General features: G+C 42.5%; 21 protein-coding genes. 5 read left to right on the top strand and 16 right to left on the bottom strand.

All coding sequences use genetic code 11. The annotated features are described in order from the left end of the window. The first annotated feature begins 20 nt into the window (after positions 1-20). The 4 genes from A5883_RS07550 to A5883_RS07565 all read left to right on the top strand — a co-directional run bounded on the left by A5883_RS07550 (position 21) and on the right by A5883_RS07565 (position 2,900). Complete coding sequence (locus A5883_RS07550; RefSeq protein ID WP_005226022.1) at positions 21-1,235, top strand: GNAT family N-acetyltransferase; 1,215 nt, start codon at positions 21-23, stop codon at positions 1,233-1,235. Between the two features lie 51 nt (positions 1,236-1,286). Continuing rightward, on the top strand, positions 1,287-1,772 hold the full coding sequence (locus tag A5883_RS07555; RefSeq protein WP_010748216.1) for a nucleoside 2-deoxyribosyltransferase: 486 nt from the start codon (positions 1,287-1,289) through the stop codon (positions 1,770-1,772). After that, the gene (locus A5883_RS07560) at positions 1,773-2,438 is read left to right on the top strand and encodes a hypothetical protein (RefSeq protein ID WP_005226020.1); all 666 of its coding nucleotides are present in this window, start codon (positions 1,773-1,775) and stop codon (positions 2,436-2,438) included. 276 nt (positions 2,439-2,714) lie between these two features. Continuing rightward, positions 2,715-2,900, top strand: coding sequence for a hypothetical protein (locus A5883_RS07565; RefSeq protein WP_005226019.1), 186 nt, complete (start codon positions 2,715-2,717; stop codon positions 2,898-2,900). Positions 2,901-2,961: 61 nt separating this feature from the next. Here A5883_RS07565 and lepB read toward each other — a convergent pair whose 3' ends face one another. The 4 genes from lepB to clpB form a co-directional block, all read right to left on the bottom strand. Then, positions 2,962-3,531: a signal peptidase I gene (gene lepB, locus A5883_RS07570; protein ID WP_081117043.1), complete on the bottom strand. Its 570-nt coding sequence runs from the start codon at positions 3,529-3,531 to the stop codon at positions 2,962-2,964. A 166-nt stretch (positions 3,532-3,697) separates the two neighbouring features. After that, positions 3,698-4,651 (bottom strand): ABC transporter ATP-binding protein, encoded by a 954-nt coding sequence (locus A5883_RS07575; RefSeq protein ID WP_005226017.1) that lies wholly within the window; start codon positions 4,649-4,651, stop codon positions 3,698-3,700. Then, positions 4,648-6,189, bottom strand: coding sequence for an ABC transporter permease/substrate-binding protein (locus tag A5883_RS07580; RefSeq protein ID WP_010748212.1), 1,542 nt, complete (start codon positions 6,187-6,189; stop codon positions 4,648-4,650). The genes A5883_RS07575 and A5883_RS07580 overlap by 4 nt, the downstream gene beginning before the upstream one ends. Positions 6,190-6,356: 167 nt before the next feature. Further along, on the bottom strand, positions 6,357-8,960 hold the full coding sequence (clpB, locus tag A5883_RS07585; RefSeq protein ID WP_086338249.1) for an ATP-dependent chaperone ClpB: 2,604 nt from the start codon (positions 8,958-8,960) through the stop codon (positions 6,357-6,359). 309 nt (positions 8,961-9,269) lie between these two features. Here clpB and A5883_RS07590 point away from each other — a divergent pair, with 309 nt between their 5' ends. Further along, the gene (locus A5883_RS07590; RefSeq protein ID WP_086338250.1) at positions 9,270-10,796 is read left to right on the top strand and encodes an ABC-F family ATP-binding cassette domain-containing protein; all 1,527 of its coding nucleotides are present in this window, start codon (positions 9,270-9,272) and stop codon (positions 10,794-10,796) included. Between the two features lie 38 nt (positions 10,797-10,834). On the opposite strand, the gene A5883_RS07595 is transcribed toward A5883_RS07590, so the two are convergent. The 12 genes from A5883_RS07595 to A5883_RS07650 form a co-directional block, all read right to left on the bottom strand. Further along, positions 10,835-11,866: a lysylphosphatidylglycerol synthase transmembrane domain-containing protein gene (locus A5883_RS07595; RefSeq protein WP_005231344.1), complete on the bottom strand. Its 1,032-nt coding sequence runs from the start codon at positions 11,864-11,866 to the stop codon at positions 10,835-10,837. A gap of 27 nt (positions 11,867-11,893) precedes the next feature. Further along, positions 11,894-12,166, bottom strand: a complete 273-nt coding sequence (locus A5883_RS07600; RefSeq protein WP_010748207.1) for a DUF1294 domain-containing protein — start codon at positions 12,164-12,166, stop codon at positions 11,894-11,896. A 33-nt stretch (positions 12,167-12,199) separates the two neighbouring features. Next, positions 12,200-13,108: a diacylglycerol/lipid kinase family protein gene (locus A5883_RS07605; protein ID WP_086338251.1), complete on the bottom strand. Its 909-nt coding sequence runs from the start codon at positions 13,106-13,108 to the stop codon at positions 12,200-12,202. A 99-nt stretch (positions 13,109-13,207) separates the two neighbouring features. Further along, positions 13,208-14,440: a peptidase T gene (gene pepT / locus A5883_RS07610; RefSeq protein ID WP_086338252.1), complete on the bottom strand. Its 1,233-nt coding sequence runs from the start codon at positions 14,438-14,440 to the stop codon at positions 13,208-13,210. Between the two features lie 11 nt (positions 14,441-14,451). After that, the gene (locus tag A5883_RS07615) at positions 14,452-15,570 is read right to left on the bottom strand and encodes a Nif3-like dinuclear metal center hexameric protein (protein ID WP_303393668.1); all 1,119 of its coding nucleotides are present in this window, start codon (positions 15,568-15,570) and stop codon (positions 14,452-14,454) included. Next, positions 15,567-16,262, bottom strand: coding sequence for a tRNA (adenine(22)-N(1))-methyltransferase (locus A5883_RS07620; protein WP_086338254.1), 696 nt, complete (start codon positions 16,260-16,262; stop codon positions 15,567-15,569). The genes A5883_RS07615 and A5883_RS07620 overlap by 4 nt, the downstream gene beginning before the upstream one ends. Before the next feature lie 95 nt (positions 16,263-16,357). Further along, on the bottom strand, positions 16,358-16,819 hold the full coding sequence (locus A5883_RS07625) for a hypothetical protein (protein WP_086338255.1): 462 nt from the start codon (positions 16,817-16,819) through the stop codon (positions 16,358-16,360). A 24-nt stretch (positions 16,820-16,843) separates the two neighbouring features. After that, complete coding sequence (gene dnaI, locus A5883_RS07630) at positions 16,844-17,773, bottom strand: primosomal protein DnaI (RefSeq protein WP_086292327.1); 930 nt, start codon at positions 17,771-17,773, stop codon at positions 16,844-16,846. Beyond that, positions 17,773-19,149, bottom strand: coding sequence for a replication initiation and membrane attachment family protein (locus tag A5883_RS07635; protein WP_086338256.1), 1,377 nt, complete (start codon positions 19,147-19,149; stop codon positions 17,773-17,775). Before A5883_RS07635 ends, dnaI begins: the two co-directional genes overlap by 1 nt. A gap of 13 nt (positions 19,150-19,162) precedes the next feature. Then, entirely contained in the window at positions 19,163-19,633 is a 471-nt protein-coding gene (gene nrdR / locus A5883_RS07640; RefSeq protein ID WP_005226004.1) for a transcriptional regulator NrdR, read from the bottom strand. Between the two features lie 203 nt (positions 19,634-19,836). Further along, positions 19,837-20,478: a FusB/FusC family EF-G-binding protein gene (locus A5883_RS07645; protein WP_015509634.1), complete on the bottom strand. Its 642-nt coding sequence runs from the start codon at positions 20,476-20,478 to the stop codon at positions 19,837-19,839. A 248-nt stretch (positions 20,479-20,726) separates the two neighbouring features. Next, the gene (locus A5883_RS07650) at positions 20,727-21,065 is read right to left on the bottom strand and encodes a hypothetical protein (protein WP_016609515.1); all 339 of its coding nucleotides are present in this window, start codon (positions 21,063-21,065) and stop codon (positions 20,727-20,729) included.

The raw sequence follows: 21,065 nt of genomic DNA on the forward strand, positions 1-21,065 counted from the left end.
AATAAATTGGAGTTGAAAGAATGGACAATAATTTTCATCAAAATCTACATATTCGAGCGGTGGAAGAAAAAGACGTTGATCAGTTCAACGAACTGTTAAGCTATGTTTTTCAGATCACTGAATCGGATATTGAAGAAAGCGGCTATGAGAGCAAACGGGAAATGATCAAATCTAAGCGCCCGATCTTAGAGCTTTCCAAGGTCTTTGGCTGGTTCAATGAAGACAAGTTGATCTCGCAAATCGCCGTTTATCCTTGTGAAGTCAATATACACGGCAAATTGATCAAAATGGGCGGAGTGACCGGTGTTGGGACCTACCCTGAGTATGCCGGGCATGGCCTGATGAAAGACTTGATCAAGCTTGCCTTAGAAACGATGCGGGAAGACCAGCAATGGATCTCCTACCTTTACCCTTATAATGTGCCCTACTATCGTCGCAAGGGCTGGGAGATCATGTCCGACAAGCTGACCTTCAAAATTCGTGATACCCAGCTTCCGAAAACCAAAGAAGTCCCTGGGATCGTAGAACGCAAAGAAGTGGATGACCCTGATGTCTTTACTGTCTACAACCAATTCTCCCGCGACAACCATGGTGCCTTGCAGCGGACCTCTTTTCACTGGGAAGAGTATTGGCGCTATGAAAATGAAGAAGAGCGCACCGCGGCTGTTTATTACAATGCCAGTGGTCATCCGACTGGTGTACTTTTTTATTGGGTAGCCGAAGAAGTCTTCCATGTAAAGGAAATGTTCTACTTGAATCAAGAAGCCCGCAATGGTCTTTGGAATTTTATCTCTGCCCATTTCTCAATGGTTTATTGGGTCAAAGGAGACATATATTCAAACGAACCCCTGTCCTTCTACTTGGACGATAGCCAAATCAAAGAAACCATCGAGCCTTATTACATGGCGCGGATCGTCGATGTTGAACAGTTTTTGAAAAACTTCCCATTTGAAGCCTTCCAAACACCCTTTCACTTTGTTGTTTCCGACCCAGTTGCCGATTGGAACAACGGGATCTTCGGTGTCCAATACAATCACGGGGAGATCGTGGTTTCAAGAGAAGCCATCGGAAAAGCGGTCCAGCTGGATATTCAGACATTGTCTTGTCTGTTGATGAATTACCGCCGCCCAGCTTACTTAGAGCGTGTGGAACGGCTAAATACCGATTCAGAAACACTGGCATTACTGGAATCGATCATCCCTGATATGGAAGCCTATTTCAGCGATTATTTCTAAACAACGAATCAACAAAATGTACAACTATGAATGATTAAGGAGTGTTTTTGAATGAAACTATATTTTGCTGCTCCCCTGTTTGCTGCTAGTGACCTGCGCTACAACGCCGAACTTGTTGCGTCGATTCGTCAGCAGTATCCGCAGCTGGAGATTTATTTACCTCAAGAAAATGCCGCGATCAATGATAAATCCGCCTATGCGGATAGCAAAATGATCGCTTTGGCAGATACCGAAAAAGTGCTGGAAAGTGATTTGATGATCGCATTGCTGGATGGTTTGACCATCGATGCTGGGGTTGCCTCTGAGATCGGTGTCGCTTATGCTAAAGGCATTCCTGTTTTAGGGCTTTATACGGATAGTCGCCAACAAGGTGCCGACAATCAGCAAAAGCTGGCAGCATTACAAACCGTTGCGGAAAATCAGTTCCACTATGTCAATCTTTATACGGTGGGTTTGATCAAGCTAAACGGGGAAATTTACTCCTCTGAAGCAGCCCTTTTAGCTGGCTTAGCCGACTATCTTTCGGAGGACAACTAAATGGGGCAAAATTATCAGCGACTGCAAAAGGTATTCACTATTTTTGGTATTCTCGTGTTTTGTTTTTCTTTGTGGGAATTTTTCCGTGGTGTCTATCCGCAAACACAAGGATTGATTTTCCTCGCCCAAGCCTTGCTTGGGATTTTATTGATCTTCGTCCCAGAAATGAGTAAAAAGTTCTTGAAAATCCAGCTACCAAACGCCACTGTCTACTTTTATTGGTTTTTCTTGCTGATCTCTGTATTTATGGGGACGATCTTACATTTGATCGAAACCATTGCTTTCTGGGATAAAATTCTGCATGCGGTAAGTCCAATGGTCTTGACGGCTGTCGGCTATGGATTGATCTGTCTGCTACTGAAAGAAGTCAAAGTTTCAAACGTCTCTCCCTGGTTATTCTTACTGATGGGCTTTGCTTTTGCTGGCTTGTGTGGTATCTTCTGGGAGTTTTGGGAGTTTATCTGCGATTCTGTTGGTGGAATGAACCTCCAACGTTATGCAACCTTAGATGGTACTCCGTTTATCGGTCGTGAAGCATTGATGGATACGATGGGTGATTTACTGACCAACACGATTGGTGCTGCCTTAATGGGCGTGATCGCGTATGTGCAAGGTCGAGGCAAACCTGATTACTTTGAAAGTTATCGGATTAAAAAATTATCATAAACGACCTTTAAAAGCTTGTTGAAACCATCGTTTTTCAACAAGCTTTTTTCTTTTGTTCTTTTATTCATAAAGAAAAATTTATAAAAATACTTAAATAACACATCTTATTTTTATAGATTCCCTGTCTATCAAGGTTTGACCTTTCTTACACTTCCCTATAAAACGATTACATCCACAAAAAAATTCCCTCGTTTAATCATTTTTATTTCCCCAAAAAACCATGGTCTGTTATAATTACATTATTCATTTGACGTTGCGTCAGTAAAGGAGAGGCTTATGGTTCTAACAGTGTTTTTTATTTTATGCTGCTTGATTTTTTCATCGATCACCTATGCGTTCTCTAAAGATGCTCGAAAATTTGTCCAACCTTTATCAATCAAAATTATTTTTATTGCATCAGCTATTATTGCGGTTTGGACAATGTTCTTTTCAATGGTTGCATTTGTCGCTTGGGTCATCTAAAAAACATTCTTGTCAGTTGCGATCGTTTTCGCTGCACTGGCAAGAATGTTTTTTCTTTTAATTAAAATAGTTTGATTTGATTCAATGGCCAAAAGCGCAGCAGCACTTTCCCTTCCATTTGATCTTCCGTTACAACCCCGAAACTGCGACTGTCTCTAGAGATCAAACGATTGTCTCCCATCACAAAATAGCTGCCTTCAGGCACCGTTACTGAGAAATCTTCCGTAAACTGTTCCGCACCAGCGGCGATTTGCTGAAACATTTCGCGATAAGAATATTCGTCTTGTAATTGATCGTCTGCAAATTTCTCTTTAAACTCATCTAAATAAGGTTCTTCGTATACTTCTCCATTGATCGTTAGGACATCATCTTTCATCTCGATGGTATCACCGGGTAAACCAATCAACCGCTTGACAGCGATTTTACTTGGATCATCTGGTTCAACACATATAACGATGTCTTGTCGGTCATAGGAGGAGATTTTTGATGCAATCAAACGCTGTTTATCTGCCAACGTTGGGTCCATAGAATGGCCACTGACTTGAACTGGGGTCAGGACAAACAGACGGATGAGAACCACGGCGACGATAAAGAAAAGCAGTAACCAATTTTCTTTGAGGATTTTTACCATAGCTGCTCTTTCGCTCCTTTACTGCATCTTTTGTCATCGGCGAAAGCTTGTTCTGCCATTTTGACAAAAGATATCTTCCTCAATCTTACGTGGAATTTTTGCTTTGAGCAAGAGAAATCATCGATTTTAAAAAATTTATGATATTTCTCGTTGAGAAAAGAATCGTTTACGTTCGATCACGACTCAAGAAAGCAAACACATCTTTTCGACGTAGACTCCCTATCAGTTGGTGATTTTCTTCGATCACCAACGTCTCATGACTCGCAAATAAAGTATACAACTCATTTAATGGCGTAGATGCTGCAATTTTCGGGTCAGCTTGATTGATGTCATTGCTGAAAAAGTTCATCCGTATCAAATCTCCTGCTGTGACCAGTTTCGCTTCATCTTCCCCGGTTTCTTCAAAGAAGCTTTTCACAAAAGCGGTCTTCGGTTGTGAAACAATGACTTCTGGTGTATCGCATTGAACGATCTTCCCTTGATTCATCACAGCGATGCGCGTCCCTAATTTTACCGCTTCTTTCATGTTATGCGTGACAAAAATAATCGTTGTCCCAAGCTCTTGGTGCAGATCGAGGACTAGCTCCTGTAAGGAATTACGAGAAATTGGATCAAGGGCACTAAAGGGTTCGTCCATCAGAATGATTTCGGGATTGGCAGCTAACGCGCGCAAGATCCCGATCCGTTGCTGTTCTCCACCAGACAATTCTTTCGGCATTCGATGACGGTATTGCTCTGGGTCAAGTTTGACCTGTGTCAGCAAACGATCCACGGCTTCTGAGCGATCTTTTTTTGACCACCCTAACATCTCTGGGATCACTTCGATATTTTGTTTGACATCCATCGTCGGAAACAGAGCGATTTGTTGGAGAACATAACCCATTTGCCAACGCATCTTTTGAATATTGTATTCTTTGATGCGTTTTTCTTTGAAGTAAATATCACCATCTGTCGGTTCTGACAACGCGTTGATCATCTTCAAAGTCGTCGTTTTCCCACTCCCAGAAGGACCGACCAAAACAAAGATTTCTCCTTTATTGATACTCAGATCTAATTGATCGATCACTAGTTTTTGATCAAACTTTTTACTGACGTTTTTAAATTCAATAATTGGTGTCATTCTTGTCCCTCCTTAATTAATCCTTCGTCTATCAGGAAGGTACGTGCGACTTCTGCTGGATTTTTTCCTTCGACATTGACCTGATAATTCATTTCACTCATTTGTTCTTCGGTGATTTTCCCTGCCAACTTTTCCAATGCACGGACGACTTCTGGATGTTCCTTGGCAAAGGCTTCTTTCATCAAAGGCGCTCCTTGATAAGGTGGAAATAGTTCCTGATCGTCTTCTAGAATAACTAAGCCATATTGACGCAATTCACTGTCCGTGGAATAGGCATCCAGTAGATTGATATCACCATTATTGATGGCTTGGTAACGCAATGCTGGTTCCATACTTTGGACACTTGGAAAATCTAGCCCATAAAGTTCTTGGATCCCCGCATATCCGTCCGTCCGATCAATGAATTCGAGGGTGAAGCCAGCTTTGATTTGATTTTCGATTTTCTTCAAATCAGAGATCGTGGTTAGTCCATTTTCCTCAGCAAATTCTTTTTTGACAGCCAATGCATAGGTATTTTGATACGCCATCGGCTGAAGCAAGGTCATCTCAAACTGATCCTTCAATAGATTGACTGCTTCGGTATAGGTTTCGTCGGAGTCAAGGTTTTGACTCGCAAGCTCTTCTGGTACCTCAACTAAGCTCTCCAACACGGTACCAGTAAACTCTGGATATATATCAACTTGACCATTGTCCAATGCGCTGAATAAGAAAGAGGTTTTTCCAAAATTTGGCTCTAGTTCAACTTGGGCATCAGGGTCTTCTTGTTCAATCAATTCTTTGTACATGTTGATCAAGATATCTGGTTCAGATCCTAGTTTTCCTGCGATGGTAATGGTTTTGGGAGCGAAAAATCCGCTTTGTGAAAAGGAAACCCCACCAATCAGCAAGATGATTGCTGCCAACGTGATCAAGGTATAGCGCGGTTTTAAATGTTGCAGGTAACGGATCAGGGTACTGAAAACAATCGCCAACAAGGCAGACCCGATCGCACCAATCAACGTTAACTCAGGCGCATTTCGATCGATCCCTAACAAAATAAAGGAACCTAACCCGCCAGCGCCAATCAAAGCGGCTAAGGTCGCTGTTCCGATGATCAAGACCAGCGCCGTGCGAATCCCAGAAATTATGACAGGCAAAGCAATCGGCAACTCGACTTTGATCAATCGGCGCATCCGAGACATACCAAATGCCGCAGCAGCTTCTTCGATTGATGGATCGATCTCCGAAAGGCCAATATAGGTATTTTGAAAGATCGGCAATAACGCATAAATAACTAGTGCGATCAATGCAGGTGGCGTTCCGATCCCCACGAATGGGATCAATAAACCTAACAGTGCCAGTGATGGAATCGTCTGTAACACACTCGTTATTTGTAGGCCGACTTCCGCTGCCCGTTTATGATTAACCAGCCAAATAGCTAAAGGAACAGCAATAACGATCGCCACGAGCAGCGCAATGATGGACAATGACAAATGTTCAAAGACAGCTGTCAGCAATTCCCCTTTTCGCTCATTCAACGTTTCAAAAAAAGTATTCATCTTTTCATTCCTCTCCTACTCCATAAGAACAGTATAATCGAAGTGCGAATTTCCTCCAAACAACAAGCAAGGAGAACTTTTTTGTCATATGTTGAGAGACAAAAAAACGATGGCTGCCAATGAAATGGCAACCATCGTTTTGTATTTATTCATTTGTTCTCTTTTTATTACTCGGTCATTGGCGTATTTTCAAAAACCAGCTGATCGTTCAATAATTCGATCGTGACTTGGGTCTTTGGTAAGACTCTGCCAGCAACGATTTCTTTTGCCAATGGGGTTTCGACTTCTCTTGTGATAAACCGACGGAGAGGTCGCGCACCATACGCTGGCTCATAAGCATTTTCAGCGATCCAGCGTTTGGCTTCTTCAGTGATCGTCAACAGTATATCTTGGACTTCCAGTCGTTGTGAAAGCTGTGCGATGATCTTGTCGACGATGCCTGTCACATCGCTTAGACTAAGCGGTGTGAATAAAATCGTATCGTCGATCCGATTTAAGAATTCTGGTTTGAAATGGCCTCTCAAGAGATTACGGACAGTTTCTGCAACAGTTTCTGGGATCGTCCCTTCTGCAGTCACGCCATCTAGCAAGACTTGAGAGCCAATGTTGCTAGTCATGATCAAGACGGTATTTTTGAAATCAACGACGCGTCCTTTTGAGTCTGTCAAACGGCCATCATCAAGCACTTGCAATAAGATATTGAAGACATCTGGATGGGCTTTTTCGATCTCATCCAATAAGACGATCGTGTATGGATTGCGTCGAACGGCTTCGGTCAATTGTCCGCCTTCTTCAAATCCAACATAGCCTGGAGGGGCACCGACCAAACGAGACACCGAATGTTTTTCCATGTATTCGCTCATATCGATCCGAACCATATGCTCTTCAGAGTCAAAGAGGTTGACCGCTAACGCTTTCGCTAATTCGGTCTTACCGACGCCGGTCGGTCCTAAGAACAAGAAGGAACCTAATGGTCGATTTGGATCTTGCAGACCAGCTCGGGAACGAATGACTGCGTCACTGACGGCATCGACTGCCTCGTCTTGTCCAATCACTCGTTGATGCAAGGTCTCATTTAATTTCAACAGTTTTTCTCGTTCGCCCTCCACTAATTTCGCAACAGGGATTCCTGTCAAGCGGCCCACGACTAAGGCGATCTCATTTTCTGTCACTGACTCTTGAACCATCCGAATGCCTTCGTCTTGGTTTTTTTCTTCCAATTCAGCGAGTTCTTTTTCCAGTTGGGGAATCGTCCCATGACGAAGAACAGCTGCCCGTTCCAAATCATAGTTATTTTCAGCATCTTCCAACTCATGCTTGGCTTTATCGATCTCTGCCCGTTTATTTGAAACTGCATTGACTTCTTCTTTTTCCGTTTCCCACTGCATTTTCATGGTATTGACTTCTTCACGCAATTCCGCCAATTCTTCTTGTAAAATGCCTAAACGTTTTTTCGATGCATCATCAGATTCTTTTTTCAGTGCGGCTTCTTCGATCTCCAATTGCATCAAACGTCGAGTGACCTGATCGAGCTCGGTAGGCATCGAATTCATTTCTACCCGAATCGTGGCACTTGCTTCGTCGATCAAATCGATGGCTTTGTCTGGTAAAAAGCGGTCCGTGATATACCGATCAGATAAGGTCGCAGCAGCAACAAGCGCATTGTCATGGATATTGACGCCATGATGGATCTCGAATCGTTCTTTCAAGCCACGTAAAATCGAAATCGTATCTTGAACGGTTGGTTCCTGTACCAGCACTTTTTGGAAACGACGTTCCAAGGCTTTGTCCTTTTCCATGTATTGACGGTATTCATCAAGGGTGGTTGCGCCAATCGTATGCAATTCTCCCCGTGCCAGCATTGGTTTTAGTAAGTTTCCAGCATCCATGCTGCCTTCCGTCTTACCAGCACCTACAATATTGTGGATCTCATCAATAAAGAGAATGATCCGTCCATCGGCTTTTTTCACTTCTTGTAAGACGGCTTTCAAACGCTCTTCAAATTCACCTCGGAACTTGGCACCTGCGATCAAGGCACCCATATCCAGAGAAAAGATCGTTTTGTCTTTTAGGTTTTCTGGGACGTCTTTTCGCACGATCCGTTGAGCCAATCCTTCAACAATGGCTGTTTTACCAACCCCCGGTTCACCAATCAAAACGGGATTGTTTTTTGTTTTCCGAGAAAGGATGCGAATCACGTCGCGAATTTCTTCGTCTCGTCCGATAATGGGGTCCATTTTTCCGCTGCGGACTTGTTGGACCAAGTCAACGCCGTATTTTTCTAATGCTTTGTATTGTTCTTCTTGATTTTGTGAGGTCACACGATCCCCTCCTCTTAATGTTTCGATCGTTTGCTTGATTTCTTTCGCGGTGATTCCTTGTTTCTTTAAATACACCGTCAATGGATGATTTTTCAATTTCATCAACGCATAAAGGACGATTTCTGTGGAAAGATACTCGTCTTGAAATTCATTTTTTAATTGATCTGCCTCAGACAAAAGATGAAACAGATTTTGACTCATGGATTGACCATAACGAACATTTCCTCCTTCAACCGAAGGCAGTTCATCTAGTAGCTGGTCGACTTCCTTTTCAAATGCATCGATATCAAGGCCTGTATCCGTATAAAAATTGCGGCCGAATTGATTGGCTTGCAATAAAATCTTCCATAAATGCGGAATATCGATTTCTTGGTGGTGACGCGTCATGGCAATCTGCTGTGCTTCCGCGATGGCACTCTGTAATGTAGTCGTCATTTTTTCTGGGTTCATACTTTTCCCTCCCAAAATGGTAGTCAGAAAAATTAGTACGCTGCAAGCAGCATCCTTTTTTCTACTCTTCTATTATACAATATTGGTCAGTAATGGTCAAAAGATTTCCCTCGAAGATCAAGATTTTTTTCAGTATTCTTTCATGAAAATTGACAGATAGGAAGCCGCAATGGTATGCTAGGTCCTGATTGGTCAGGAACAATCGATTTTCCTGATCCTTTTGATCGCTCTTTGGCGATAGTTATTCAGTAAGATTATCTACTTAGCTGTAACGTCTACTGTTTACAGCTTTTTTATATGGAGGAAACGATGTTAACATTAACGAATATTAGCCAACAATTTGGCGACAAATTGCTTTACGAAGATGTTTCCGTTCAAATCAACCGTGGGGAAAAAGTCGGGTTGATTGGACGCAACGGCGCTGGCAAAAGTACTTTAATCAAAATCATTACAGGAGAAATTCTCCCAGACGATGGCTTTGTTCAATTTCCGAAAAATTTGAAAATGGGCTATTTGGATCAATACGTCAATGTTGATGAAACGCAATCGATCCGTGATTTTTTGCGCTCTGCCTTTGCAGAAGACTTCGAAAAAGAACAACAGATCGCCGATCTTTATACTGCTTATGGCGAAAGTCTTGACGATAAGCTTTTAGAAAAAGCCGGCGAATTGCAAAATCAATTGGATCAAGGAAATTTCTACCAAATGGATACATTGATCGATGATTTAGCAGAAGGATTAGGTATTTCGGTTCTCGGCATGGATACCCCCCTTGCATCCTTAAGTGGTGGTCAACGCTCAAAATTGATCTTAGCAAAAATGCTGCTAGAAAAACCTGACATGCTGATTTTAGATGAACCGACCAACCACTTAGATGATGAGCATATCAAATGGCTGGTTGAGTTTTTACAGGACTTTAATGGTACCTACTTAGTCGTTTCTCATGATCGTCAATTCTTGAATGAAATCACGACCCATATCATTGATATCGAATTTGGCAAGCTTTCTAAGTATACGGGGAATTTAGACAAAGCATTAAAGCTAAAAACGCTGCAAAATGAAAGTTATATGAAGCAATACGAAGCACAACAAGAGCATATCAAGAAAACCGAAAGCTATATCCGTAAATACAAAGCTGGTTCTCGTTCAACAATGGCAAAGAGTCGTGAAAAACAATTGGCAAAAATCGAACGTTTGACCCCACCCCAAGATGTCCCTAAACCACATCTAGGATTTGATTTGGCACCGATCGTTACGACCTTGGCATTAGAAACGACCAATCTAGTGATCGGTTACGACCAAAAGCCTTTACTATCGCCAATCAACCTAACGATCCGCTATGGCGAAAAAATTGCAATTCGGGGATTTAATGGGATCGGTAAATCGACGTTGATCAAAACAATACTTGGTGTGATCCCTGCAATTGAAGGAACCGTTTCTTACCCACAGCATACAAAGTTTAATTACTTTTCTCAAGATCTTGACTGGGAGTATCCGTTACAGACGCCTCTGCAATACCTCGAGGATCTTTTCCCAAAGGCAACCAACAAAGAATTGCGACGACAACTTTCTCGTGCGGGATTACCTAGCCAGCTTGCTCAAGAGGAATTGAAATTATTAAGTGGTGGCGAGCAGACAAAAGTGAAGTTAGCTGAAATGATGTTGATCAAAAGCAACTTTTTGATTCTTGATGAACCGACCAACCATATCGATCAAGACACGAAAAACAATTTGGAAGAAACCCTGGCAGCTTTTCCTGGAACCGTTCTGATCGTTTCCCATGAAGCTGAATTCTATGAATCCTTTGTTGATCGGATCATTGATTTGAAAGACTAAAAAAAACGCTTATCCTCTACTCGAAGATAAGCGTTTTTTTAACTTTCCACTTTTTCTTTTCTAAGCTCTGTCAGCTCTTGGCTAATGTCTTTGCGCTTTTCTTTCATTACATATGCAAAGCCAATAATGAAGGGCCAAATGAATGTCGCTAAGCGATACAGCAGCATAGAAGATGCTGCATCGACTGTGCCGACTAATGGACCAAAAAGCAGCATATAAATAAATTCAAAGGAACCGATCCCTGCCGGTGTTGGAATCACCCCGGACAAGACGACGGCAAAGCTGATGAAGGATAACGTCAACAAGAAATCGATCTCTGGGTGCTGCACGACAAGAATCACATAAGGGATCACGTACCAAGGCAGCATCTTCAAAAGATTCCAAAGGTAGATGCGTAAGAAAGCGGTGCGGTCGGTAATGATTGCATTGACCGTTTCTCGCAAAGAATAGATCTGAGTGTTGCATTTGTCAACGATCCCTCTTAATGTCGCACTTTTGAACAGCTTATTGCTGACGATCACAAAAAAGACTTGAATGTTGATACTGACAGAAAGTGCCAATAAAGCGGCTATGATCAAAAAGACGAGTACGATCCCTGCCAATATCACCCAAATCATATTCGGCGCATTGTCATAGAATAACGAGAATTGAATGATCAACCCAGCAATCGCATAAGTCAATATGGCAAACTTATACATCACCATGTGTAAGGTGGTGACCCCAACCCCTTGTGACAACTGCAAGCCATTTTTACGATAAAAATTCACCTCTGAGATCAAGGTGCCCGCGCCAAACGTCACGATCCGATAAAACCCACTGTAACAGACGGTCAGAAACCCCGCCTTGGTGGTGAATTCCGGTTGAAAAGTCACTGCGATCTCTTTGACTGTTCGTCCTTCAATCACTAGGTACAATGTGCCAAGCCCCATAACCAGTAAGACGACGAGAAAGCTGGTCTCTCTTAGCCCCGCTAAAATTTCCATCATCGAGTTACGGACAAAAAAATACATCACACCCAGAATGCCTACTAGTAAAAGTAAATTAAGGGCGAACTTCACTTTAGTTTTCATATTAACTCCTTGCTTGTTAAACCGAATTTATGCAAAAAAGACCATCAGCAGGATAGCAAAAACGGTGCCGAAAGCAAAAAAGAAATAAAACTTCTTCTTTCTTGTTTTATGGCGAAACACGCGTTGCGCGATCAAACCGCCTAATCCGCCGCCAATCGCCCCCATAAAAAGGAGATTTGCTTCGGGAACCCGCCAACCTTGTTTTACTGCCTGATATTTATCATAACCCATCAGACAGAAAAGATAAAGATTGACTGCAATTAAATAAAACCACAATGGATTGTAAATCAGTGCATCCATCCATTTCCTCCATATGATTGATCGTAGGGACCATTATTTTGATTCTTGTGCTTCCTCAGGTACCAACATCGTCAACCCATGCTTGATGACTTTCATCTCGATTGGCAGATCATCCGTTGGATCGCCGTCGGTCCGAGTATGAACCGTTTTTTCTTTCGCCTTGATCGAGACCTTTGCGGCAGTGAAATATTCAACACTTGGTACTTTGGCAATTCTACCACGAATAATTCTTGGCAAATACAAAATAAACCGTAAAATGTTCAATTTTGGCAAAAGAATAACATGGAACAAGCCATCGTCAGGTTTTGCTTCTTCATCAAAGTTCTTAAACCCACCTGCTGAATTCGACATGACGATCGTCAGTAATTGACTTTTCCCCTGCCATTTCCGTTCGTCAGCGATGACTTCCAATTTGTATTGTTTCTTTTTGATCAACAGATGAATGAACCGTTTCATAAACGCCAACGGACCGTATTGTTGTTTTTCTTCTTGGGAAGTTGCTGCTGCAGTATCTGCTAAAAGACCAATGGTCATCGTCGAGATCATTACTTGATCATTGACCATCCCATAATCGATCGGACGTTCAACCCCTGTTAAAATATTCTCAAACGCTTCTTCTAGCTTGACTGGAATACCTAACATTCGAGCGAAGTTATTTACCGTTCCTCCAGGAATGATCCCGATCTTCAGCTCATCCAGCTTTTCTTTGAATGTTTGCAGCCCATGATGGATCGTTCCATCCCCACCAATAATAACAATCGTATCGACCACATGTTTCTTGGCTGCCTCTTTAACATCCTCAGGGTCAACATCGGGATTTGATGCTTGTAAAAACACTTGATGCTCATCGCCTTGTTCGTTCACATAGGCTTGGAATTTTTCTGCTGTTTCTTTTGCTTCACTTTTCCCCGCTGTATCGTTGTATAATACGAGAATTTTCATCCTATTCACATCCTAATAAAAGGCCGGGCCTTACGCAAGACCTGCGTGAAGAGTTCCCAGCCCTAAAGTTGTTCTTTTCTTTCAATGAAGAAGCTGCTGCTATGCTTGCGCATTCAGTTCGGCGATTTTCACGATCACATCGGTCGCTTTCATCATTGATTGTAGTGAGACGAACTCATAACGTCCATGCATATTTTCTCCACCAGCAAAGATATTCGGGGTTGGAATCCCTAGATAGGAGATTTTCGAGCCATCCGTACCACCACGGACAGGTTCTGTCATCGGTGTGATTCCAACTGCTTTCATCGCATCTTTCGCTAAATCAATGATGCTCATATCTTTTTCGATGATTTCTTTCATGTTGTAGTATTGATCATATAGATGTACGTGCACTCGTGGTTCATCAAAGCGGGCATTCAAGCTTTCTTGAACCGCTAATAATTGTGCTTTTCTTTCTTCGAAACGACTCCGGTCATGATCTCGAATAATGTATGCCATTTTCGCTTCTTCTACTGAACCACTAAGGCTCATCAAATGGAAGAACCCTTCTGTCCCTTCGGTTTTCTCAGGAACTTCATCAGCAGGTAGCGCATTTTGAAAATCGACTGCTAGTTGCAAGGCGTTGATCATGGTGTCTTTAGCAGTTCCAGGGTGGACATTCTTTCCTTGGATCGTAATTTCAGCTTGCGCCGCATTGAAGGTTTCGTATTGCAATTCTCCTACTGGACCGCCATCCATTGTATAGGCAAAATCAACATTGAAATCTTCCACATCGAATTTATCGGCACCAACACCAATTTCTTCATCAGGGCCAAATGCGACTTTGATTTCCCCATGCTTGATCGTTGGGGTTTTCAGTAAAATTTCCATGGCTGTCATGATTTCTGCAATACCTGACTTATCATCAGAACCTAATAAAGTGGTACCATCAGTAGTGATCAAGGTTTCGCCAGCATAATTTTTTAAATTCGGAAAATCTTTTGTGTTTAATGTGTATTTTCCTTCTTTATCTAATTTAATGGTCGATTCGCCATCGTAATTTTCGATGATCTGCGGATCAACATTTTCTGCATTAAAATCGGCGGTATCCATATGGGCGATAAAACCGATGGAGCGCACGTCATGTTCGACATTACTTGGTAATGTTGCGATTACGAAACCATTGGATTCATTGTAATGAACATCGCTTAACCCTAGTTCTTCAAGTTCTTTTTGCAGTTCTTTAGCAAACGCGACTTGTGTTTGGGTGGAAGGTGTTGTGGTGCTTGTCGCATCTGAGCGAGTTTCTGTTTTGACATATTTTAAAAAGCGAGGCAATAAATTTTCGTACATAAAAGATTCTCCTATCTATAGTCAAATGGATTTGTTGAAGTGGTGGAAGGAACAAAGGTCACAGCCCAGTTCTCTTCTGCTTTCCACTGATTGAATTTCTCAATAAACCGAGGAATACATTCCTTTTCGATGTTGTGCCCTGGATCGATCGCGATCAACCCATTGGCTTGCATGTCATGGGCGAAATGGTAACTGATATCGCCAGTGATGTACAAATCCGCTTGATGGCGTAAGGCATCCGAATAAAACGATTGACCACTGCCGCCACAAATGGCGATTCGCTGAATTTTTTCAGGTGCATTAGGAAAACTGACAACCCGTAAAGCAGTCAAACCAAACCGCTCTTTGACACGTGCGACAAACTGATCAATGGAAAGAGGCTCAGCGAGGTTGCCAACGCGTCCGATTCCATAGGTCTTCGGCAAATTGTCTAAGGCATACAGATCATAAGCTGGCTCTTCGTAAGGATGAGCAGCGATCATTGCCGAAAGGACCTTTTTCTCGATCGTTTCTGGAAAAATGACTTCGATTTTCGCTTCTTGCACCTGTTCTTCTTTTCCGATCTCACCGATGGCAGGATGCGCTGCTTGTTGTGGCGTAAAGCGACCGGTGCCAATCAATGAATAGCTGGTGTTTTGGTAATTGCCTTGCTGACCAGCACCAGCTTTTCCTAATGCCTTTCGCAATGCTGGTGCCGATTCAACAGGTGTAAATACAGCTAACTTCTTCATTTTTACTTGATGGGTTTGCTTCAAGTACGTATCTGGTTCAACTTCTAGCAGTTCACAAAACCAATCATTCAAACCGTCTTCAATAATATCCATATTGGTGTGGGCGGCGTAAACGGCGATATCATGCTTGACGAGATCCATCAACATCTTTTGTTGCGGATCATCGGTCAGCAAGCGGTTCAAAGGGCGAAAGATCGGTGGATGTTTCGCGATGATCAAGTCGATCTTTTTCTCGATGGCTTCGGTTACCACTTCTGGACGGACATCAAGGGTCATCATGACTCGCTCGAGGGGTTTGTTTAATGTACCAACATGCAGACCAACTGGATCGCCTTCTTCTGCCAACCATAACGGGCAGTATGCTTCAAAGCGTTTGATAAATTCTTGACCAGAAATCATGCCAGTACCTCCTTGATCCATTCGATTTGTTCTTTCAATTCATTCATTTTCTCAGCAGGTGGTTCTTTGGCTTTCTCTAACTCTTTGACCACTCGTTGACGCTGCTTCAATTCATGCTGCCATTTTTTATAAAAAACTGGATTTTTTTCTTTTAATAAAAAGGGACCAAAAAATAATTGCCGGTTCGTGTATGTCGCTTTTCCAGTTTCCGCAACGATGATTTCATAATTTTTGTCATTTTCTTCTAACAGCACTTCATGAGTGATCGTAAAATTATGATCAACGAGCCATTCCCGCAAGGTCCTTTCGCCAACATTCGGTTGTAAGACCAAACGCTTGACCCCCGCTAAGCGATTTTTTCTGCTGCCTTCTTCTAAAATAGAGCGAATCAAAGTCCCCCCCATTCCAGCAACAACAACCGTGTCGATCTTATCTGCTGGCTGAATAGCGTCCAATCCGTCTGCTAAGCGCACCACGATCTTCTCTGTTAGCCCGTTTTTACGTACTTGTTTACTGGCAGAATCATAAGGTCCTTGAACGACTTCTCCAGCTACAGCATAAGTGATTTTGTTCTGCAGCATCAATGCCACAGGTAAATAAGCATGGTCGGAGCCGATGTCGGCGATACGTGCTTGGTCGGGAATTTGTTCGCCCACGCAAGCCAAACGATCCGATAATGCATGTTCGTTCATATTGTCACTCCTTCTTTCGTAGTATAACACGCTTTCCATAAATAGAAAAAAATGTGCGTCTTGACTGTGGTGCCATTGCCAAGGCGCACATTGCATTAATCGTTCACTAATTCAACCTTTTGAATCGAGTTACCGGGAATTTGCGGTGGGATCGACATCGTCATGATCGGGACACCTTGCAGCGACACTTGGACCTTGTCTCCTTCAACTAACTCCTCGATCTCTCCCGAATAGGCCTCGACAGGGACATGGAGAATGACCCCATCATTTTGAAAACTTTGGACGACTTGATCCTCATCTTCAACTGCCGCTACGTCTTTCAAAAATAATTGAAAGGTATCATCCGAACCTGCTCGGGCATCTTCTTGGATAATACCAGTAAAAACCGTCGCTGTTTCGCTCTCTGAAGAACTATTGGCAACGGAACTAGCATTCTCACTTGATTCAGAAGGCGTGTTATCGCCACTTGATGCATTGTTGTTTTCGGGACTGCCACAAGCCGTTAACAGCAACACTGCTGCTAAGGACAAGCCTAGAATCACTTGTTTTTTCATCATCTTCTTCCTCCAGTAATGGTTTTTTTAGGCATCATTTCGTCGATTTTTGCCCGTCATTTGGATCTCTTGTGTCAAGTAACGAATACGCTCCATAATACGTTTGGCTTTCAATGGTTCGGATTCGCCGCGTTGCGTTACTGAAAGATGCTGCTCCAACTCATGCATAGTAAAATTCGAGGTAAAGAACGTCGGGAGTTGCTCTTGCATTCGGTATTGTAGAATCACACCGAAGACTTCATCACGAATCCAACTGCTCATCGCATCCGCACCGATATCGTCCATCATTAAGATTGGGGCTTTTTTCACTGCATTCAGCTTATCCCCCACCTGATCTTTGCCGATTGCTTGTTTCATCTCTACTGCAAATGTCGGGAAGTGAACCAATGTCGTCGTGTAGCCAGCCTCCGCTAAATCTCTGGCGATCGCTCCAAGCAGATAGGTTTTTCCGATCCCAAAACTCCCCACAAAGTATAGTCCTTTATGAAACTCCTGTGGATTGGCTGTCAACTCACTAATAAAATCAACGGCAGCTGCGATGGCCTCCATTCGGCCAGGCGTTTGCTGATAATCTGCAAAACTTGCTTCTTGTATATCTTTAGGCATATCCATCGCTTTGATGCGACTGCGGATCTCTTCTTGTTTCTGATATGCCAGTAGTTCTTTCGTTGGTACATAGGTGACGTCAATAAAATGAAAATTTAACGCTAAGCGCGGCTCATAGCCCGGTGCGATCATGGATGGATCATTGATGCGGAATTTCCGCTTTTCTTGGACGAACTCATACAGTTTCGCATAGCTTTTTTTAATATCTGCTTCGGTCAATACCTCTTCATTTTCGGCAATAAATGCTTTGACATCAGGATCTTGTAAAACTTCTGCCATCATTGCTGAAAACTGATCACGGTAATTGCGTTTATCCAATAGTTTTCCTAAGTTTTTCCCTACATCTTCCATTACTTGTCACCAGCTTTCTTATGCAAGTAGTTTTGCAGTTTTTTATCTAATTCTGCTTGTCGCTCTGGCGTTAAGGCTGTCTCTTCCACTGGTTTTTCAGCCCAAGAAGGCAGCTTTTCTTCGCGAATGATTTTTTTGCCGCTGGTTTGTGGTCGGCTGCGTTTTTCCTTGGCACTTCGAACAAGGCTCCGAACATGTTTGATGGCATCTTCTGCCGTGCCAATTTTTAATTCTGACCACTGGGCGGCGATATTGTTCACATAATTCCCTGACAAAGCGGCATTGTTTTGGACCACCAAGACATAATGAACCAGAACATTGATCACACTATTTGGCAATGGTGACCGTTCGACAAGGCTCTTGATCAGCCATTGTTCTGAATCCGTCATGAAACTGTTCTTCTCCGCTTTGATCGCCTTGAGAAAAGCGATCGGTGCATTGTTCTCACTTTCTTGAATCAATAAGACATCATTTTCTGAAAAACCATTCTGTTTTAAGGTATTGAAGCGGCGCAACTGACTTTCCGCTTGGGGATCTTCTCTTTTTGATGTTTTCGTGAATGTTTGCCGTGATTTCTTCATGATAGCTTGTTCCAGCTTCTTCTGGTCGACCTCGCCTGTTGTCAAAGAAACATTGTCCGCCATCAAATCCAACAATTCCAACACATCATAGCCATATAAAGAATGGTATAGAACTAACTTTTGTCGAAAACTTGGCGTGAAATTAGCGGCACGGATATACCGACGCTGCGCTTCATATAAAAGAAAGTCCCAATCCAACTGCTTTTCGTCAAGCACCAAGTTCGCTTTGGTTTCTTGAAAAGAATCACTGACTGCCTGTAACGTTTCTTCATGTGAAGCAAAACGTGCGGTATTTAACCCATAGGCGGCTGAGAAGGATTGCGTCACTTCCTGATAATCGGTCAAGGAACACTGCTTTGGTTGATACAGCTTGACCAGCTGATCAAATTTACGCTCCCCGACTCTTTCCAACAACAGATAAGCATACAATTCATCTTGAAAAAACGCTGCTGGATGGACCGGTTCTTGCAACCAATACAGATACGAGCTCCCGTTTTGAGCATCTGCTTTCTCATAAGACTTTAGCAAGCCGATGCCCTCTAAGTTTTGCTTGGCTTTTATGAAGCGAGGCATTCCCGCATTCATGGCATTCAAGATATCTAGATGCACGGTCGTCATCGACTCCTCGCCAGAAAAGCTTTGGGCTTGGACATCGCTTGCGAGTGTCAAATACAACGCTAAAGCATCACTTTCAATAATTGGTTGATACAAATAAATGAGGGCGTCTTTCCCTTCCTGTGTAAGTGGACGGCTTTTGAACACTTTGTACGATTGATTCGGTAAACTATTGCCCACTTGTTGTCCCCCTCTATTCTTGTGGTTCTTTCGCTTTTTCGACGATGTCTTGTAGTTCTTTCAAGAAAACTGACATGTCTTTAAACTGGCGATAGACACTGGCAAAACGGATATAAGCGATCTCGTCTAAATCAACTAAATCTTCCATCACATACTCACCAATCTGTGTTGTAGAAATTTCATTTTCACCAAGAGCACGAACACGACTTTCCACATGATCGACAATCGTTTCCATTTGATCCATTGTCACTGGTCGTTTTTCAGCAGAACGAATCAAACCCCGTAGGATTTTTTCGCGATTGAATTCTTCACGGGCACCATTCTTCTTAATGACAAGTAGGGGTGCCTCTTCGATACGTTCAAATGTTGTAAAGCGATAGCCGCAATTTTCGCATTCACGACGGCGGCGAATCACACGTCCATCATCGGCTTGTCGACTATCAACTACCCTAGAATTGTTATGATGACATTTTGGACATTGCATAGTTCCACCTCATTTTCTCTCTTATGCGCTTACGTATTTACGTAAAGTCATCGGTTTCTATGATTAATTATAACATGAAATCCGTTGGTACAATAGCCAAAGTGGTTTATTCTGTTCATTTAATACAAAATTTAAATAATGTTATAACTACTGTTTTTTTGAATTTGAAAAAACGACAGAAATTTTTCTGCCGTTTCATTTCGTTATTTATCTTTCATTTGCAGCAAAGAAACAAAGTCATGCAAATTTGCTGGCTGTTCCATCTGCTGATTGCACCGTTGGCTATCCCGGCAAATATAGTTCCCCCGTTTGGTATACGTTCCATCGCCATTGCTTTTTGTCAGAGAAAGAAACATCGAGACATTCCCTTCATGCTGGCATAAGGGACAGATTCCTTTCTTGACCTCGGTTGAGACATGACCGTGAAGTCCTGTAAAGCCCTGCTCAGTGGCAATGATCATAAACTTGCTTTGACTACCGATATCATCCCAAGAAAGATAGGTGGTCTCTTTTAAATCAACGGAAGCAAAATCAGGTATTTTCAGTTTTTTTACTTTCCGAAACATTTTTTCAATTTGTTTTGTTGTCGGTACCTGAAAGGGTCGGACGTACTCTTTGAGCTCTGTTAATAGCTCATTGCTGCGACTGATCGTCATCCCCGGTTGAAAGAAAGCAGCTAAAATTTCTCGTGGTGCTGTTTCTTCTTCAGGAAAAAATTGTTCTATGGCGTCTTTTGTCATCGTTTCAACCGTTTTGATCGTTCGAGGATCATTGACCGATTGATATGTTCGTACTAATTGGTATACTTGATGTTTAATTGAATGAAATTGGTAAGGTTCGATCATAAAAAAGCCTTCTTTCTAATTTTCCGTTTCCTATTGCGGCTGTTCTACTTTCTTGACAGTCGTACACAATGCATAAATAAGCATTTGATGACCACCTCCCAATATCTTTGCTGCTTTCCATGCGATCTTAATGGATTATAATGAGAGGTTGAGAAATTGTCAACTGTGCAGGTGGTTGTCTTTCAACCTCTCTTTGGTCTCATTAACAAAAAATGCCTCGTCTAGAAGACGAAGGCATCCATGGTCGTTTATAATTTATCTTCAATTCCTGTGTAATGCTTCAGCTGGTCTGCATCCCGTCGATCATTCGAAGAAATTTTATTCGCATCGGGATTTTCAGCTCGCAATAGTTCTTCGCTGCTGACATTTTCAGGGGTGGTTCGATCATTGCGGGCATCACGCTCATCATTTTGATCATCTAGTTCATTGACTCGTTTTTGATCGTGCTCTTTCTTGATTTGACCTTCTTGTGCTTGTTCTTTTCCAGAGTGGGCAAGTTCTTCATTGTTGGTCCACTCACCGATTTTTTCTTTGGCTTTGCCAACGATCACATCTTTTTCATCTTTAAAAGTACCCATAGTTATCAT

The organism is Enterococcus sp. 5B3_DIV0040, from assembly GCF_002140755.1.
GTDB lineage: Bacteria > Bacillota > Bacilli > Lactobacillales > Enterococcaceae > Enterococcus_D > Enterococcus_D casseliflavus.